This is a genomic window from Fodinibacter luteus, assembly GCF_039541575.1.
In the GTDB taxonomy this organism is placed as follows: Bacteria; Actinomycetota; Actinomycetes; order Actinomycetales; family Dermatophilaceae; genus Fodinibacter; species Fodinibacter luteus.
In genome coordinates this window covers 125,692-142,089 of record NZ_BAABGM010000024.1, presented here as the reverse complement: position 1 = coordinate 142,089, position 16,398 = coordinate 125,692, and the positions used below count along the sequence as shown (strand labels likewise).

General features: G+C 72.5%; 14 protein-coding genes. 4 read left to right on the top strand and 10 right to left on the bottom strand.

All coding sequences use genetic code 11. The annotated features are described in order from the left end of the window. Positions 1–33: 33 nt before the first annotated feature. Entirely contained in the window at positions 34–984 is a 951-nt protein-coding gene (locus ABD899_RS16845) for a universal stress protein (protein ID WP_345208126.1), read from the top strand. A 19-nt stretch (positions 985–1,003) separates the two neighbouring features. Here the strand turns inward: ABD899_RS16845 and ABD899_RS16840 are convergent, their stop codons facing one another. Next, complete coding sequence (locus ABD899_RS16840; RefSeq protein ID WP_345208124.1) at positions 1,004–1,804, bottom strand: PIG-L deacetylase family protein; 801 nt, start codon at positions 1,802–1,804, stop codon at positions 1,004–1,006. An 82-nt stretch (positions 1,805–1,886) separates the two neighbouring features. Between ABD899_RS16840 and ABD899_RS16835 the strand changes: the two genes are divergently transcribed. Together ABD899_RS16835 and malQ are read left to right on the top strand one after the other, a co-directional pair. After that, a complete protein-coding gene (locus ABD899_RS16835; protein ID WP_345208122.1) occupies positions 1,887–2,732 on the top strand; it encodes an NAD-dependent epimerase/dehydratase family protein in 846 nt (281 codons plus the stop codon). Positions 2,733–2,763: 31 nt separating this feature from the next. Then, complete coding sequence (malQ, locus tag ABD899_RS16830; protein ID WP_345208120.1) at positions 2,764–4,908, top strand: 4-alpha-glucanotransferase; 2,145 nt, start codon at positions 2,764–2,766, stop codon at positions 4,906–4,908. Between the two features lie 57 nt (positions 4,909–4,965). On the opposite strand, the gene ABD899_RS16825 is transcribed toward malQ, so the two are convergent. The 9 genes from ABD899_RS16825 to ABD899_RS16785 form a co-directional block, all read right to left on the bottom strand. Further along, positions 4,966–6,318: a cyclic 2,3-diphosphoglycerate synthase gene (locus tag ABD899_RS16825; protein WP_345208118.1), complete on the bottom strand. Its 1,353-nt coding sequence runs from the start codon at positions 6,316–6,318 to the stop codon at positions 4,966–4,968. 83 nt (positions 6,319–6,401) lie between these two features. Further along, complete coding sequence (locus ABD899_RS16820; RefSeq protein ID WP_345208116.1) at positions 6,402–7,217, bottom strand: type 1 glutamine amidotransferase; 816 nt, start codon at positions 7,215–7,217, stop codon at positions 6,402–6,404. Continuing rightward, on the bottom strand, positions 7,214–7,942 hold the full coding sequence (locus ABD899_RS16815) for a VIT1/CCC1 transporter family protein (RefSeq protein ID WP_345208114.1): 729 nt from the start codon (positions 7,940–7,942) through the stop codon (positions 7,214–7,216). Before ABD899_RS16815 ends, ABD899_RS16820 begins: the two co-directional genes overlap by 4 nt. Continuing rightward, a complete protein-coding gene (locus tag ABD899_RS16810; protein WP_345208112.1) occupies positions 7,935–8,243 on the bottom strand; it encodes a 4a-hydroxytetrahydrobiopterin dehydratase in 309 nt (102 codons plus the stop codon). The genes ABD899_RS16815 and ABD899_RS16810 overlap by 8 nt, the downstream gene beginning before the upstream one ends. A gap of 25 nt (positions 8,244–8,268) precedes the next feature. Then, positions 8,269–9,426: an ABC transporter ATP-binding protein gene (locus ABD899_RS16805; RefSeq protein WP_345208110.1), complete on the bottom strand. Its 1,158-nt coding sequence runs from the start codon at positions 9,424–9,426 to the stop codon at positions 8,269–8,271. 4 nt (positions 9,427–9,430) lie between these two features. Next, positions 9,431–10,441 carry an ABC transporter ATP-binding protein gene (locus tag ABD899_RS16800; RefSeq protein WP_345208108.1) on the bottom strand — a complete coding sequence of 337 codons (1,011 nt, stop codon included), beginning with the start codon at positions 10,439–10,441 and terminating at the stop codon, positions 9,431–9,433. A gap of 7 nt (positions 10,442–10,448) precedes the next feature. Next, positions 10,449–11,462, bottom strand: coding sequence for an ABC transporter permease (locus ABD899_RS16795; RefSeq protein ID WP_345208106.1), 1,014 nt, complete (start codon positions 11,460–11,462; stop codon positions 10,449–10,451). Further along, entirely contained in the window at positions 11,459–12,469 is a 1,011-nt protein-coding gene (locus ABD899_RS16790) for an ABC transporter permease (protein WP_345208104.1), read from the bottom strand. Before ABD899_RS16790 ends, ABD899_RS16795 begins: the two co-directional genes overlap by 4 nt. Before the next feature lie 111 nt (positions 12,470–12,580). Beyond that, positions 12,581–14,254, bottom strand: a complete 1,674-nt coding sequence (locus tag ABD899_RS16785) for an ABC transporter substrate-binding protein (RefSeq protein ID WP_345208102.1) — start codon at positions 14,252–14,254, stop codon at positions 12,581–12,583. 245 nt (positions 14,255–14,499) lie between these two features. Here ABD899_RS16785 and typA point away from each other — a divergent pair, with 245 nt between their 5' ends. Further along, on the top strand, positions 14,500–16,395 hold the full coding sequence (gene typA / locus ABD899_RS16780) for a translational GTPase TypA (protein ID WP_345208100.1): 1,896 nt from the start codon (positions 14,500–14,502) through the stop codon (positions 16,393–16,395). The last annotated feature ends 3 nt before the right edge of the window (positions 16,396–16,398 follow it).

Genomic DNA, 16,398 nt, shown 5'->3' with positions numbered 1-16,398 from the left:
GCGCGCCCCGAGCGACTGGAGGATCATGGAGGCATGGCGGACAACGTGGTCAGTGGCCCCCCTCCCGCGGACTCGTCGGACGGTCGGGGCGAGGAGGCTCTCGTCGTGGCCGGCGCGGTTCTCGTCGCGCTCGACGGCTCGTCGGCCGACGGACCCGTCCTCGACTGGGCCGCCGACGAGGCCGCCCGCACCGATGCCCCGCTGCGCCTCGTGACGGCGATCGACCCCGGTGTGCAGCTCACCCCGTACGAGGCGATCGCCTCCGGGTCCCCGAGCCTGGCCGAGCACCTCGACGAGAGCGCCCACCAGCTCCTCGGTGCCGCGGCGGAGCGCGCCCGCAGGCGCCACCGCGACCTCGACATCGCGACGAACGTCCCCTGGGGGCCGGCCGCTGCGGCCATTGTGCGGCTCTCCGAGGGGGCCCGCCTCGTCGTCGTCGGCGCCCCTGCCCGGGGCCTGCTCGACCGCATCCTCCTCGGCTCCGTGGCGCTCCCGGTCGTCGCCCACGCCAGGTGCCCGATCGCCGTCGTCCCGGCTGACACGGCGGTCACCACCTTGCGCAGGATCGTCGTCGGCGTCGACGGCAGCGAGGCGAGCGCCCACGCCGTCGAGCTCGCGGTGAGCACGGCGCGGGCGAGCGGCGCGGCTGTCACCTGCGTCGTCGGGTGGAACCTCGAGGTCCAGGACGGCGTCGTCGTCACCGAGCCGGGGAGCGAGCGCTGGGCGGCGGTCGAGCAGCGCTACTCCGCCCGGGGCCACCACGTCGTCGACCCCGTCGTCGCCCGCCACCCCGGGGTCGACGTCACCGTCGAGGTGCGCCACGGAACCCCGGCGAAGGTCATCGCCCAGACGGCCGCCGAGCTGGACGCCGACCTCGTCGTCGTCGGCAGCAGAGGGCTCGGCGGGTTCCGCGGCCTGCTCCTGGGGTCGGTGAGCCGGCGCGTCGTCGAGCACGCCGGTCGCGTCGTCGTCGTCGTGCGATAGCCCCTCCGGCGCCCGCGCCTCACCCCCCGAACGGCCACCCCTCGACCATCCCCGGTTCCCGACCGGGCTCGACGTAGTGCTCGTGGCCGAAGAACACCGCGAACACCTCGGGCGGCATCGCGAGCATCATCCCGACGTCGGTCGTCTGGCTCACGTGTGCCTGCAACGAGGCCCGGCGGCGCTCGAGCCACGGGGTGACGTCGACCCGCCAGTGGAGCGCGGACTCCGGCTCTCCGAGCGGGTTGCCGTCGTCCATGGGCTGGTCGGGGTCGAACGAGTCGGCGTCGGGCGCACCGGCCGCGCGTGCCGCCTCGGCGAGCCGCCGCATGGCGTCGCGGTTGAAGGTGGCCTCGAGCACCCGCGGACGCCGTCGAGCCAGGTCGGCGGCGCGGTGGAGCACCGCGTGGACGCGCACGTGGTCGGGGTGGCCGTAGTTGCCGTGCCAGTCGTAGCCGACGGCGACGTCGGCGTCCTCCTCGTCGAGGAGGGCGGCGAACCTCCCGGCGGCCTCGTCGAGGGGTGCGGTGACGAAGGCGCGCTCGTGCGCGTTCTGCTCCCAGCCCGTCATCCCCGAGTCGGCGTAGCCGAGCCAGGCGACGCGGTGCAGCCCGATCGCAGTGGCCGACGCCTCGGCCTCGAGCCGACGACGGTCGACGACCGTCTCGCCCGGAGCGAGGTCGGCGGGGGCCTCGCCGTGGTCGCCGTCGGTGGCGAAGACGACGACGACGCGGTGGCCCTCGTCGACGGCCCGGGCCATCGAACCGGACGTCTGGGAGGCCTCGTCGTCGGGGTGGGCGTGGAGGAACACGATCGTCGACACGCACCCATCATGCCGACCATCGCCGACACGTCCACCGCCACGGCCACCGACACGGCATCCGCTCGGGGCCTACGCTCGGGGCATGCGCATCGCGGTGACCGGTGGGTCGGGCAAGCTGGGCAGGCACGTCGTCGAGCGGCTGCGGGGGAGCGGACACGACGTCGTCGTCCTCGACACCGCAGGCGAGCGCTGGACCGGCTGGATCGCGGTCGACCTCACCGACTACGGGCAGGTCGTCGACGCGCTCGGCGGGGTGCACGGCGAGCAGCCCGCCGCGGATGCCGTCGTGCACCTCGCGGCGATCCCCGCGCCCGGGCTGGCCCCGGACGCCGCGACGTTCGCCAACAACATGGTGGCCACCTTCAACGTGCTGCACGCCGCCATCCGGCTCGGGCTGACGAAGGTCGTCATGGCCTCGAGCGAGACGGTCCTCGGGCTGCCGTTCGACACCCCGCCGCCGTACGTCCCCGTCGACGAGGAGTACCCCGCCCGCCCGGAGTCGGTCTACTCGCTCGGCAAGCACCTCGAGGAGACGATGGCGGTCGAGCTGTGCCGCTGGCACCCCGAGCTGTCCGTCACCGCGCTGCGCTTCTCCAACGTCATGGACGTCGAGGACTACGCCCGGTTCCCGTCCTTCGACGCCGACCCCGCGCTGCGCCGGTGGAACCTGTGGGGGTACATCGACGGGCGGGACGGGGCGCAGGCCGTCGAGCGAGCGCTCGGGCACACCGTGCCGGGCTTCGACCGGTTCGTCATCGCCTCGCCCGACACCGTCATGGCGCGCTCGAACGCCGAGCTGCTCGCGGCGGAGTTCCCCGGGGTCGAGGTGCGCGGGGAGGTCGGCGAGCACGACACGCTGCTCTCGATCGAGCGGGCCCGCAGGGTGCTCGGCTACGACCCGCAGCACTCGTGGCGGGACGAGTTCTGAGCCTGCCGCTCGGCACGGCAGGATGACCCCCATGGTCTCCGTCGCCCCGCCGCCCCGGCTCGTCGATCTCGCCCACGCCCACGGCGTCGCGACGGAGTACTGGGACTGGCAGGGCCAGCACGTCACGGTCTCCGCCTCGAGCATCCGGGCGGTGCTCACGGCCCTGGGCGTCGACGCCGAGGGGGACGACGCCGTCGAGCGTGCCCTCACCGACGTCGAGCTCGCGCCCTGGCGCCGGACGCTGCCGGCCACCGTCGTGGCCCGGGAGGGCTGGACGCCCTGGGTGTACACCCACGTCGCCGCCGGCACCGGCATCCGGCTCGAGATCCACCTCGAGGACGGGACCCGGCGCGAGGCGCGCCAGGTCGACCGGTGGGTGCCCGAGCGCGACGTCGACGGCACGATGGTGGGGGAGGCCACCTTCGAGCTCCCCGGCGACCTGCCCGCCGGGTGGCACCGCCTCGTCGCGCGCCTCGACACCAGCGCGCTCGACCCGCGCACCACCGAGGCCACGCTCGTCGTCACGCCCGAGCGGCTCCGGCTGCCGCCGGCGGTGGCGCAGGGCCGGGTCGTCGGCCTCATGGCCCAGCTCTACCAAGTGCGCTCGGCCGAGTCGTGGGGCGTCGGCGACCTCGGCGACCTCGCCGACCTCGCGACGTGGGCGGCCGCCGCGCACGACGCCGACTTCGTGCTCATCAACCCGCTCCACGCGGCCGAGCCGGTCCCACCCGTCGAGCCCTCGCCGTACCTGCCGACGACCCGGCGCTTCGTCAACCCGCTCTACCTGCGCGTCGAGGACGTGCCCGAGCTCGCCCGGCTCGAGCACGCCGCCTTCCGACGGGTCGCCGAGCTCGCCACGACCGCGCGCGGCCTCGACGAGCTCGACACCATCGACCGGGATGCCGCGTGGGCCGCCAAGCGGGAGGCCCTCCGGCTCGTCTTCGACGTCGGTCTCACGGCGCGGCGGGAACGGTCGTTCGCCGAGTTCTGCGAGCGCGAGGGCGACGGCCTGACGACCTACGCCACGTGGTGCGCCCTCGCCGAGGTGCACGGCCTGCCGTGGGTGCAGTGGCCCGAGGAGCTGCAGGACCCCACGAGCACGGCGGTCGCGACCTTCCGCGAGCGCCACGCCGACGCCGTCGACTTCCACCGGTGGCTGCAGTGGCTCCTCGAGCAGCAGCTCGCCACGGCGCAGCAGGAGGCTCGTGGAGCGGGGATGCCGCTCGGTGTCGTCCACGACCTCGCCGTCGGCGTGCACCCGTTCGGCGCCGATGCCTGGGGCCTCGGCGACGCCCTGGCCCGGGGCGTCACCGTCGGGGCCCCGCCCGACCAGTTCAACCAGCTCGGGCAGGACTGGAGCCAGCCGCCGTGGCGACCCGACCGGCTCGCCGAGCTCGGCTACGCGCCCTTCCGCGACATGGTGCGCACCGTCCTGCGCGACTCCGGCGGCATCCGCGTCGACCACATCATCGGCCTGTTCCGGCTCTGGTGGATCCCTGCCGGGGGCCGGCCCGCCGACGGCACGTACGTCCACTACGACCACGAGGCGCTGCTCGGCATCCTCGTCCTCGAGGCCGAGCGGGCCGGCGCCGTCGTCATCGGCGAGGACCTCGGCGTCGTCGCCCCGCACGTGCGCGACTACATGAGCGAGCGCGGTCTCGTCGGAACCTCGATCCTGTGGTTCGAGTGGGAGGACGACCGGCCCAGGCCACCCGAGCACTACCGCGACCTGTGCCTGTCGACCGTCACGACGCACGACCTGCCACCGTCGGCCGGCTACCTCTCGCTCGAGCACGTCGCGATCCGCGAGCAGCTCGGCCTGCTGACCCGCCCGGTCGAGGAGGAGCGCGCCCAGGAGGAGGCGTCCATCGCCCGGCTGCGTGACGCCTGCGTCGAGCGCGGCCTGCTCCGGCCCGGCGCCGGTGTCGACGCGGTCATCGAGGCGCTGCACCGGTGGCTCGCGCTCACCCCGAGCCGGATGCTCGCCGTCGCCCTCGCGGACCTCGTCGGCGACCGGCGGGCGGTCAACCAGCCGGGCACGAACGACGAGTACCCGAACTGGCGGATCCCCCTCGCGGGCCCCGACGGCCGCCCGGTCTCGCTCGAGGACGTCCGCGAGAGCGACCTCGCCCCGGTGCTCTTCGCCGCGCTGCGTGGCCACACCCCCACGCACTGAGCCGCCGCGGACCGGTGAGAACTCGGATGCCGGTCGGTCGCGGCCGGCGCTACGCCGTCAGCGGTCGAGCGCCCTGCGCAGCGCCGCCTCGAGGCGGCCGGGCTCCTGCTCGGCGAGCGAGTAGCGCGCGCGCACGAGCGGCACGTCGACCGTGACGACCCGGGTCAGGTCGACGGGGGTGCCGGACACGACGACGTCGACGACACCGGCGACGACCATCGCCCGGATCGTCGCCTCGAGGTCGCGGGTCTGCGCCTCGCCGTACCCCATCGCCGGCAGGATGCCGCGCGCGTTCGGGTAGCGCTCGTAGGTGTCGGCCAACGACCCCACCGCGTACGGTGCGGGGTCGACGACGGACTCGGCACCGGCATCCTTGGCGCCGACGACGCCGGCCCCGAAGCTCATCGAGCCGTGGGTCAGGGTCGGGCCGTCCTCGACGACGACGACCCGCCGCCCCGCAACGGCCGCGGGATCGTCGAGGGTCACCGGGCTGTCGCAGCGCAGCACCTCGGCCCGGGGGTTGAGCGTGCGCACCGACGCCTCGACGGCCGCGACGTCCTCGGGCCGGGCGCTGTCGCACTTCGCGACGAGCACGAGGTCGGCCATCCGCACGTTGGCCTCGCCGGGGTGGTAGGCCGCCTCGTCGCCCGGGCGCAGCGGGTCGGCGAGCACGATGTGCAGGTCGGGGGCGTAGAAGGGCAGGTCGTTGTTGCCGCCGTCCCACAGCACGACGTCGGCCTCGGCCTCGGCCTCGCGCAGGATGCGCGCGTAGTCGACCCCGGCGTAGACGACGACCCCGGCGTCGATGTGCGGCTCGTACTCCTCGCGCTCCTCGATGGTGCACTCGTGCCGGACGAGGTCGTCGTGCGTCTCGAAGCGCTGGCAGGCCTGAGCGGCGAGGTCGCCGTAGGGCATCGGGTGGCGCACCGCGACGACGCGCAGCCCCTGCTCGCGCAGCAGGCCGGCGACGTAGCGGGTCGTCTGGCTCTTGCCGACGCCGGTGCGCACGGCCGTCACCGCGACGACCGGGCGCCGCGAGCGCAACGTCGTGCGGCGCGCACCCGGGACGACGAAGTCCGCCCCGGCCGCGATGACCCGAGACGCGAGGTGCATGACCTGGGTGTGGGCGAGGTCGGAGTACGCGAGGACGACGGTGTCGACCCGCTCGCGCGCGATGAGCTGCTCGAGGTTCGCCTCGTCGACGATCGGGATGCCGGCGGGGTAGAGCGGGCCCGCGAGCTCGGCCGGGTAGGTGCGCCCGTCGATGTCGGGGATCTGCGTCGCCGTGAAGGCGACGACCTCGACACCGGGGTCGTCCCGGTACATGAGGTTGAAGTCGTGGAAGTCGCGGCCCGCGGCACCCAGGACGAGGATGCGCTCGCGGGGGTCCGCCGAGGTCGATGCGCTCATGCCGTTGCTCCGTCACGGCTGGGTCGACCACGGGGTGCGGGACCCGCCGACCCGATGCTAGCGCCGGTCGTGCGTCGCTGGCCTCAGGGGGTGACGGGCGACGCAGCGCCGGCGCTGCCACGACCCGTGCTCCGCACCGCGGCGTCGTCCGCGGCGTCCTGCGCGGCGTCGTCCACGACGAGGGCGGCGAAGCGCTCGGCGAGGGGCTGCCAGGACGCGCGCAGGGTCTCGCGGGCCGCGCCGACGCTCGCGAGCAGCTGCTCCTGCTCGCCGGTCAGCCCGTCGGGGGAGTCCCACCGCAGCCACGACCCGAACACCTCGGGCGAGGTCTCCGGGTGGAACTGGACACCCCACGCGGTCGGCCCGAGCCGCACCGCCTGAGGGCGGCCGTCGGGCAGGGTCGCGAGCACCGTCGAACCCGGCGGCAGGTCGAGCACGACGTCGTCGTTGTGGTGCACCGCGACGAGCCCGTCGAGCCCGGCGAGCAGCGGGTCGCACGCACCCTCGGAGGTGAGGCGCACCGGCACGAGCCCCGTCGTGCGACCGGCGGGGTTCCGGCCGACCCGGCCGCCGAGGGCGACGCACGCGAGCTGGTGACCGAGGCACACCCCGAGGGTGGGGACGCCGCGCGCGACGGCGTCGGCGACCAGCCCCCGGGTCGCGGCGAGCCACGGGGCGACGGCGTCGTCGCCGGCCCCCATCGCACCGCCGAGGACGACGAGGCCGTCGTGCCCGGCATCCTCGCCGTGGCCGCCCCAGGCGTCGGCGATCGGCTCGCCGAGGTCGCCGCGCACGACGTCGAGGTCGAGCCCGAGCTCGCTCCACCACTCGCCGAGCCAGCCCACGGGGGCGTCGGGCTCGTGCTGGACGACGAGGAGCCGGGCCGGCACGCCGGTCACCCGACCTGCGTGCCGACGAGGGCGCCGATGGCGTAGGTGACGGCCATGGCGAGCAGGCCGCCGACGACGACACGCACCGTCGCGCGGCGCGCGTCCGCCTCGCCGAGCCGGGCGCTCAGCCAGCCGGTGCCGGCGAGCGCGAGGACGACGGCGACGACCGTGACCGGCACCCGCCAGCCCACCGGCGGCAGCACGATCGCGAGGAGGGGGAGCAGCGCACCGAGCGTGAAGGCGACGAAGGACGCCCAGGCCGCGTGCCAGGGGTTCGTGTAGTGGTCGGGGTCGATGCCGAGCTCGGCCTCCGCGTGCGCCGCGAGCGCGTCGTGGGCGGTGAGCTCGACGGCGACCTCGCGGGCGAGGCGGGGGGACAGGCCCTTGGCGGCGTAGATGCCGGCGAGCTCGGCGAGCTCGGCCTCGGGCTCCTCGCGCAGCTCGCGGACCTCCTTGGCGATGAGGGCCTGCTCGCTGTCGCGCTGGGTGCTCACCGAGACGTACTCGCCGACGGCCATGCTCATCGCCCCCGCGGCCAGCCCGGCGAGCCCTGCGGTGAGGAGCACGCCGGTGTCGGTCGTCGCAGCGGCGACGCCGATGACGAGCCCGGCCGTCGACACGATGCCGTCGTTGGCGCCGAGCACCCCCGCCCGCAGTGCGTTGAGGCGGGCGGCGTAGGAGCCGCCGTGGGCCTCGTCGTGGCCGGGGACGACGCCGGATGCCGGGTCAGGCACCGAGGGTGGCCCCGTGCGTGCGGGCGGCGGCGCTGATGCGGTGGGCCAGCTCGATGTCGAGCTGGGTGAGCCCGCCCGCGTCGTGGGTGGTGAGCAGCCAGGAGGTGGTGCGCCACCGGATGTCGATGTCGGGGTGGTGGTTCATCTGCTCCGCCTCGTCGGCCACCGCGTCGACGATCCGGATCGCGGCAGGGAAGTCGGGTGCCTCGACCGTCGCGACGAGGGCGTCGCCCTCTCGCCGCCAGCCCGGCAGCTCGCGCAGCTGCGTGGACACCTCGTCGTCGCTCAGCAGTCGGCTCATGCGCCCATTGTGGTCCACCGGACCGTCAGAGGACCTCGGTCACCGACGCCGGACCCATGAAGGGGTCGTCCCCGAGCCCGTCGTCCATGGGCTCCACGAGCACGGGGGTCACCGTGTGCGGACGGATCTCGCCCCGCTCGATGCCCTCGGCGAAGTGGCAGGCCACCTTGTGGGTCGCCGGCATGCCGGGCAGGTCGAGCACGCGCAGCGGCGGGCGCTCCGAGTCGCAGCGGGTCTCCTGACGCCACGGGCACCGCGTGTGGAACCGGCACCCGGACGGGGGGTTGGACGGCGAGGGCAGGTCGCCGGTGAGCAGGATCTGCTCCCGGGCGTCCTCGACGAGCGGGTCGGGCACCGGCACGGCCGACAGCAGCGCCCGCGTGTAGGGGTGCAGCGGCTGGGCGTAGAGGTCGTCGGCCGTGGCCTCCTCGACCATCCCGCCGAGGTACATCACGCCGATCCGGTCGCTGATGTGCCGCACGACCGCCAGGTCGTGCGCGATGACGAGGTAGGTCAGGTCGAACTCCTCCTGGAGGTCGTCCAGCAGGTTGATGACCTGCGCCTGCACCGAGACGTCGAGCGCGCTGACCGGCTCGTCGGCGACGATGAGCTTCGGCTCGACCGAGAGCGCCCGGGCGATGCCGATGCGCTGGCGCTGACCGCCGGAGAACTCGTGGGGGTACTTCATGAGGGCCGCCGGGGGCAGGCCGACGGCGGCGAGCAGCTCGCGCAGGCGCTTCTTCGTCGCGGCGCCGTCGGTGTCGAGCCCGTGGGCGCGCATGCCCTCGACGAGCAGCGACTCGACCGACTGGCGCGGGTCGAGGCTGCTCATCGGGTCCTGGAAGACCATCTGGATGTCCTTGCGCCGGCGCCGCAGCTCCTCCCCCTGCAGCGAGGCGATGTCGGTGCCGTCGATGACGACGCTGCCCTCGGTGGGCGGTTCGAGGTTGAGGATCGCCTTGCCGAGGGTCGACTTGCCGCACCCGGACTCCCCGACGAGCCCGTAGGTCTCGCCGCGGCGGATCTGCAGGTCGACGCCGTCGACGGCGTAGACGTGGCCGATGACCTTGTCGAAGATGACGCCCCGCTTGATGGGGAAGTGCACCTTGACACCGCGCACGTCGACGAGGACGTCGGTGCCGGAGGACGGGGTGGGGACGGGAGCGGTCGCGGTGTCTGTCATCGGGTCACCTCACGGGGTTGTGGCAGCGCAGTGCCCGGCCGGCGTGCTCCTCGAGGGCCGGGGTGATGGTCGTGCACGCCTCGACCCGGTTCGGGCAGCGCGGCGCGAAGGCACACGCGCTGTCCCACGGGAGGTTGTCGGCGACGGACCCGGGGATCGGCGTCAGGGGCTCCCCGCGCGGCGCGTCCAGCCGGGGGATGGAGCCGAGCAGGCCGTTCGTGTACGGGTGCCGGGGCTCGGCGAACAGCGGGTGCCGCTTCCCGCGCTCGACGATGCGACCGGCGTACAGGACGTTGACCTCGTCGCACAGGCCCGCCACGACACCGAGGTCGTGGGTGATCATGACGAGGGCGGTGCCGGTCTCCTGCACGAGCTCCTTGAGCAGCGCGAGGATCTGCGCCTGGATCGTGACGTCCAGGGCGGTCGTCGGCTCGTCGGCGATGAGCAGGCGCGGGGCGCACGCCAGCGCCATCGCGATGAGCGCGCGCTGGCGCATGCCCCCGCTCATCTGGTGCGGGTAGTCCTTCAGGCGCCGGTCCGGGTCGGGGATGCCGACCCGCTGGAGGAGGTCGCGGGCCAGCGGCTGCGCCGCCTTGCGCGACATCCCCCGGTGCCGCTCGAGCACCTCGGTGACCTGCAGGCCCACGGGGACCACGGGGTTCAGGGAGGAGAGCGGGTCCTGGAAGATCATCGCGATGTCGCGCCCGCGGCGCTCGCGCATCTCCTTCTCGCCGAGGGCCAGGAGGTTGGTGCCCTCGAACGACGCCTCGCCCTCGACCCGGTTGCCGCGCCGGGGCAGCAGGCCCATGATCGCCAGCGAGGTGACCGACTTGCCGCAGCCGGACTCGCCGACGAGGCCGACGGTCTGGCCGGGGCGGACGTCGAAGTTGACGCCGTCGACGGCGGTGAACGGCTCCTCGCCGTGGCGGGTGAACGTGACGCGCAGGTCGCGCACCGACAGCAGCGGCTCCTCGCCGGGTGAGGTCGTGGGGGGTGGGGTCGCCGTGGCGGTCATCGGCGGCTCACTTCCTGCTCTTGGGGTCCAGGGCCTCGCGCAGCGACTCACCCATGAGGGTGAAGCCGAGCGCGACGAGGATGATGCACAGGGCCGGGTAGACCGCGAGGTGGGGGTACTCGATGATGTACTGCTGGGCCCGACCGAGCATCTGGCCCCACTCGGGCTTGGCGTCGTCGGGGTTGCCCAGGCCGAGGAAGGACAGCGCGGCGGCGTCGATGATCGACGTCGCGAGCACGAGTGTCGTCTGCACGATGACCGGCCCCAGCGAGTTCGGGAGCATGTGGCGGAAGACGATGGCACGCCGCTTGACGCCCAGGGCGCGGGCGGCGAGGACGTGGTCGCTGGACCGTTGGGCGAGCATGGAGCCGCGCAGCAGCCGCGCGAAGACCGGCACCTGGACGACCGCGATGGCGACGATGACCGTCCACTGGCTCGGCTCGCGCGCCAGGGCGGCGATCGACACGGCGAGGAGGAGGGAGGGGATGGACAGGAGCACGTCGACCGCGCGCATGACGAACGAGTCGACGCCGCCGCCGATGGCCCCGGCCAGGATGCCGAGGACGAGCCCACCGGCCAGCCCCAGCAGGGTGGCGGCCACGCCGACGATGAGGGTCTGCTGGCTTCCCACGAGGAGCCGGGAGAGCAGGTCGCGGCCCTTGTCGTCGCCGCCGAGGGGGAAGCCGGGCTGGGGGCCGGGAATCGGGTTGGACTGCCGGCGCACCTGGTCGATGAGCAGCCGTGCGTCCGGGTCGTGCGGGGCGATCCAGGGCGAGATGACCGCGAGCACGATGAAGGCGATGGTGATCGCGGCGCCCACGAGGAACACCGGGTCACGGCGCAGCCGCCTCCACGCACTCGCGATGAGGGAGACGCCCGGGGACTCGTCGACGGCGCCCGCGTCGTCGACGGCGACCGCTGCGCCGCCGGATGCCGTGCCGCGGCCGGACGGGCGCGCCGAGCCGGCGGCCAGGTCGTCGATGCGCTGCTTGCGCCGGTCGAAGGGGTTGGCGGGGCTCATCGGGTGCGCACTCTCGGGTCGATGACGGCATACGAGATGTCGACGATGAGGTTGACGATGACGTAGATGACGGCCGCCGCGATGATGAGCACTTGGAGCACGGCGTAGTCCCGCTGCGAGAAGGCCTGGAACAGGGTCGAGCCGATGCCACCGAAGTTGAACACCGTCTCGGTCAGCACCGCGCCGGCGAGCAGGCCACCGGTCTGCAGGCCGATCGTCGTGATGACGGGCAGCAGGGCGTTGCGCATGACGTGACGTCCGCGGATGGTCTGCATCGTGAGCCCCTTGGCCTCGGCGGTGCGGACGTAGTCCTCGTCGAGGACGTCGAGCACCGAGGCCCGGGTGATCCGGAAGATCACCGCGAAGGGGATGGTGGCGAGCGCGATCGCGGGCAGCACCAGGTGCCTCAGGGCATCGGCCGAGCAGTCGAACTCGCGGGTCAGGATGCCGTCCAGGACGAAGAAGCCGGTGACCCTCGTGCAGCCGAGCGCCGAGTCCTGGCGTCCGGAGACGGGGAAGAGCGGGGTCTCCACGGCGAACCAGTACTTCAGGAGGAAGGCGAGGAAGAAGACGGGGACGGCGACCCCGATGAGCGAGAGCACGACGGTGCCGTTGTCGAACGTCGTCCCACGCCGCTTCGCGGCGAGGTAGCCGAGGGGGATCGCGAAGACGACGGCGATGACCATGGCACAGATGCTGAGCTCGATCGTGGCCGGCAGCCGCGTGGTGAAGATGTCGAGGGCGTCGCGCCCCGGCAGGACGGCGGTCGAGGCGCCGAAGTTGCCCTGCAGCGCCCGTTGGACGAACTTGAGGTACTGGACGTGGATCGGGTCGTCCAGGCCCAGCGCCGCCGAGAGGGCGGCGCGGCTCTCCGGGGTCGCCCGCTCGCCGAGGATGGCCGAGACCGTCCCACCGGGCAGGGAGCGCAGCCAGAAGAACAGGAGGAGGGAGAGCACGATGACGACTCCCACCATCTGGATGAGGCGTCGGATGATGAATCTCGCCAAGGCGGGCTCCTTGTCTCCCTGAGACGTCCGTGGCCGCCTCGGACCCTAGTGGGTCCGAGGCGGCCACGGCACGCGGTCCGTGCGGACGTCGGGGGCCGTGGCCCCCTCAGGTCACTTCGCGACCGTGACGTTGTTGAACGTCTCGGCGGTCAGTGGGCTTGCCACCAGGCCGCTCACCTTGTCGCTCGTGACGAGCGCCGGCGGCGAGTGGCTGATCGGCAGGCCGGGAAGGTACTCCTCCGCGATCTGCTGGTTGATCGTCTGGTAGGCGGCCTCACGCTCGGCCTCGTCGACGATCGCGTCCGCCTTCTTCAGGTCGTCGGAGAGCGTCTTGCCCCAAGGCATGACGTCGGTCTGGAAGTCGTTGCTCTCGAGGTTGCTGAAGAACGTGCCCAGGAAGTTGTCGGCGGCGTTGTAGTCACCGGTCCACCCGAGCAGCCAGGCGTCGTAGTTGTCGTTGTTGACGTCGTCGAGGTAGCCGCCGTTCCACGGCTTGCTCACGACCTCGACCTTGACGCCGACGGCCTCGAGGTCCTTCTTGAACGCGTCGTGGATCTTCTGCGGGTCCGGCATGTACGGCCGCGTCACGTCGGTCGGGAAGGCGAACTGGAGGGTCATCCCCTCGGCGCCGGCCTCCTTGAGCAGGGCCTTGGCCTTCTCGGGGTCGTAGGCGTACGGCTGCAGCTCGGTGTTGTAGCCCGACACCGTCTCGGGCATGAACTGGCTCGCCACCTTCGCGCCCTCGGGCAGCTGGCTCTGGACCATCTGCTCGCGGTTCAGGGCGTGGTAGAGGGCCTGGCGGACCTTGAGGTCCTTGAGCTTCTCGTTCTTCTTCGGGTTCAGGCCCATGTAGAGGATGTTGAACGCGGGCCGGATCTCGACCTTGTTGCCCTCCTCCTCCAGACCCGCCCAGTCGACCGGGTTGGGCAGGTCGTAGCCGTCGATCGACCCGGCCTGCAGCTCCTGGCGGCGCGTGCTCTCGTCCGGGATGATCTTGAAGACGAGCTTGGCCGTCTTGGGCTGCTCGCCGTAGTACGTGTCGTTGGCCACGAGGGTGACGGTCTTGTTCGCCTCGTCGTACTTCTCGAGCTTGTAGGGCCCGACGCCCACGGGGTTCATGGCGTACTCGGGGTAGGTGAAGCCCTCGCCCGCCGCCTGCACGTTGTTGGCGTTGCCGGCCTCCATGGCCTTGGGCGACTGCATGGAGAAGGAGTCCAGCGACAGGATCGTCGGGAAGCTCGACGTCGCGCGGGTGATCTGGACGACCGCCGTCGACTCGTCCTGGGCCTGGCACGACTTGAAGAGCGAACCCTCGGGCTTGTCGCTGAACGAGCCGAAGAAGTAGCCCCAGTACTCGGCCGCCGTCTGCCCGGCGCCGGTCTGCTCGAACATCCGGGTGAAGTTGGCGCAGACCGCCTCGGCGTTGAAGGGCTCGCCGTCGGAGAACTTCACGCCCTGCTTGAGCTTGAACGTCCAGGTGAGGCCGTCGGCCGAGGGCTCCCAGCTCTCGGCGAGCTCGGGCTGCACGTCGGCGCTGCCCTCCTTGACCCCGAGCAGGCCCTGGTGCATCTGCCGGGTGACCCGGAACGTCTCGCCGTCGGTGGCGTAGAAGGGGTCGAAGAGCTTGGGGGCGCCGGCGGCGCCGAAGGTGAACGTGTCCTTGAACTCGCCACTGGCCGCATCGGAGCCGGTGTCGCCCGACTCGCGCTCGGACTGGGCGCAGCCGGTCACGGTGAGGGCGGCCGCCGTCAACAGGACGATCGGCACCTTCCGCTGGAGCTTCATCGATAAACCTCGCTTGGGTGTGCGAACGCTCGGGCCGACCGGGGCGGACGGCCGAGTTGGGTCCGGTGACCGGGCAGGACCGCGCTGTCACCGATGCGGGTGACAGTAACGGCAAAACAGGCCGTCGAACCGGCGTCACGCGAGTGGTTATCCAAGTGAGACCAAGCTGCCCGACAGATCCTGCACGCGTGGGGGCCCTTTACACGGATTGGGACGACGACGCAATACCTGAGAGACTGGTGGTTATGTCTGTCTCCCGCCGCGACGATCTCCGCAACGTCGCCATCGTCGCCCACGTCGACCACGGCAAGACCACCCTCGTCGACAAGATGCTGTGGCAGTCGGGGGCGTTCGGGGAGCACGACCACGTCGCCGAGCGGGCGATGGACAGCGGCGACCTCGAGCGCGAGAAGGGCATCACCATCCTCGCGAAGAACACCGCGGTGCGCTACGCCGGCAAGGCGGCGGCCGAGGCCGGCCTCGTCGACGGCATGACGATCAACATCATCGACACCCCCGGCCACGCCGACTTCGGCGGCGAGGTCGAGCGGGGCCTGTCGATGGTCGACGGCGTCGTGCTCCTCGTCGACGCGAGCGAGGGCCCGCTCCCGCAGACCCGCTTCGTGCTGCGCAAGGCGCTCGCCGCCCAGATGCCGGTCGTGCTGTGCATCAACAAGGTCGACCGTCCCGACGCCCGGATCGGCGAGGTCGTCGACGAGGTCTATGAGCTGTTCATGGACCTCCTCGTCGACGCGGACCACCACCAGGACCAGCTCGAGTTCCCGATCGTGTACGCCTCCGCGAAGGCCGGCCGGGCCTCCCTGACCCGCCCCGACGACGGCTCCCTGCCCGATGGCGAGGACCTGGAGCCCCTGTTCCGCACGATCATCGAGACCATCCCGGCGCCCGCGTTCGACCCCCAGGCTCCGCTCCAGGCGCACGTCACCAACCTCGACGCCTCGAACTTCCTCGGCCGCCTGGCCCTCCTGCGCGTCCACAACGGCACGATCCGCAAGGGCCAGCAGGTGGCGTGGTGCCGTCGCGACGGGTCGGTCGAGAAGGTCAAGATCACCGAGCTGCTCATGACCGACGCCCTCGAGCGCCGGCCGGCCGAGCAGGCCGGGCCGGGCGACATCATCGCCGTGGCCGGCATCCCCGAGATCACCATCGGCGAGACCCTCGCCGACGCCGACGACCCCCGCCCGCTCCCGCTCATCACCGTCGACGAGCCGGCGATCTCGATGACGATCGGCATCAACACCAGCCCCATGGCGGGCCGCGTCAAGGGCGCCAAGGTCACCGCGCGCCTCGTCAAGGACCGCCTCGACCGCGAGCTCGTCGGCAACGTGTCGATGCGGGTGCTCCCCACCGAGCGGCCCGACGCCTGGGAGGTCCAGGGCCGCGGGGAGCTCGCCCTCGCGATCCTCGTCGAGCAGATGCGCCGTGAGGGCTACGAGCTCACGGTCGGCAAGCCCGTCGTCGTGACCCGGGTCGTCGACGGCAAGGTGAACGAACCGATCGAGCGCGTCACGATCGACACGCCGGAGGAGTACCTCGGCGCCATCACGCAGCTGCTCGCCGCCCGCAAGGGGCGCCTGGAGCAGATGACGAACCACGGCACGGGCTGGGTGCGGATGGAGTACCTCGTGCCCTCGCGCGGCCTCATCGGCTTCCGCACCCAGTTCCTCACCGACACCCGCGGCACCGGCATCGCCCACCACGTCTTCGAGGGCTACGAGCCCTGGGTCGGCGACATCTCGACCCGGATCAGCGGCTCCCTCGTCGCCGACCGCGCCGGGGCGGCGACCGCCTACGCGATGATGAACCTCCAGGAGCGCGGCACCCTGTTCATCCCCGCGACGACCGAGGTCTACGAGGGCATGGTCGTCGGCGAGAACTCCCGGGTCGACGACATGGACGTCAACATCACCAAGGAGAAGAAGCTGACGAACGTGCGATCCGCCGGTGCCGAGGTGCTCGAGCGCCTCGCGCCGCCGCGCGCGCTCTCGCTCGAGCAGTCCCTCGAGTTCTGCCGGGAGGACGAGTGCGTCGAGGTGACCCCGGAAGCCGTCCGCATCCGCAAGGTCGAGCTCGACCAGACCCTGCGCGCCCGTGCGGCGGCCCGCGCGAGGAAGGGCTGACGA

Bases quoted from the DNA above. Each gene is read 5' to 3' on its own strand.
- ABD899_RS16835 (WP_345208122.1), top strand. From the start codon at position 1,887: ATGCGCATCGCGGTGACCGGTGGGTCGGGCAAGCTGGGCAGGCACGTC.
- malQ (WP_345208120.1), top strand. From the start codon at position 2,764: ATGGTCTCCGTCGCCCCGCCGCCCCGGCTCGTCGATCTCGCCCACGCC.
- ABD899_RS16785 (WP_345208102.1), bottom strand. From the start codon at position 14,254: ATGAAGCTCCAGCGGAAGGTGCCGATCGTCCTGTTGACGGCGGCCGCC.
- ABD899_RS16800 (WP_345208108.1), bottom strand. From the start codon at position 10,441: ATGACCGCCACGGCGACCCCACCCCCCACGACCTCACCCGGCGAGGAG.
- ABD899_RS16825 (WP_345208118.1), bottom strand. From the start codon at position 6,318: ATGAGCGCATCGACCTCGGCGGACCCCCGCGAGCGCATCCTCGTCCTG.
- ABD899_RS16810 (WP_345208112.1), bottom strand. From the start codon at position 8,243: ATGAGCCGACTGCTGAGCGACGACGAGGTGTCCACGCAGCTGCGCGAG.
- ABD899_RS16845 (WP_345208126.1), top strand. From the start codon at position 34: ATGGCGGACAACGTGGTCAGTGGCCCCCCTCCCGCGGACTCGTCGGAC.
- typA (WP_345208100.1), top strand. From the start codon at position 14,500: ATGTCTGTCTCCCGCCGCGACGATCTCCGCAACGTCGCCATCGTCGCC.
- ABD899_RS16805 (WP_345208110.1), bottom strand. From the start codon at position 9,426: ATGACAGACACCGCGACCGCTCCCGTCCCCACCCCGTCCTCCGGCACC.
- ABD899_RS16795 (WP_345208106.1), bottom strand. From the start codon at position 11,462: ATGAGCCCCGCCAACCCCTTCGACCGGCGCAAGCAGCGCATCGACGAC.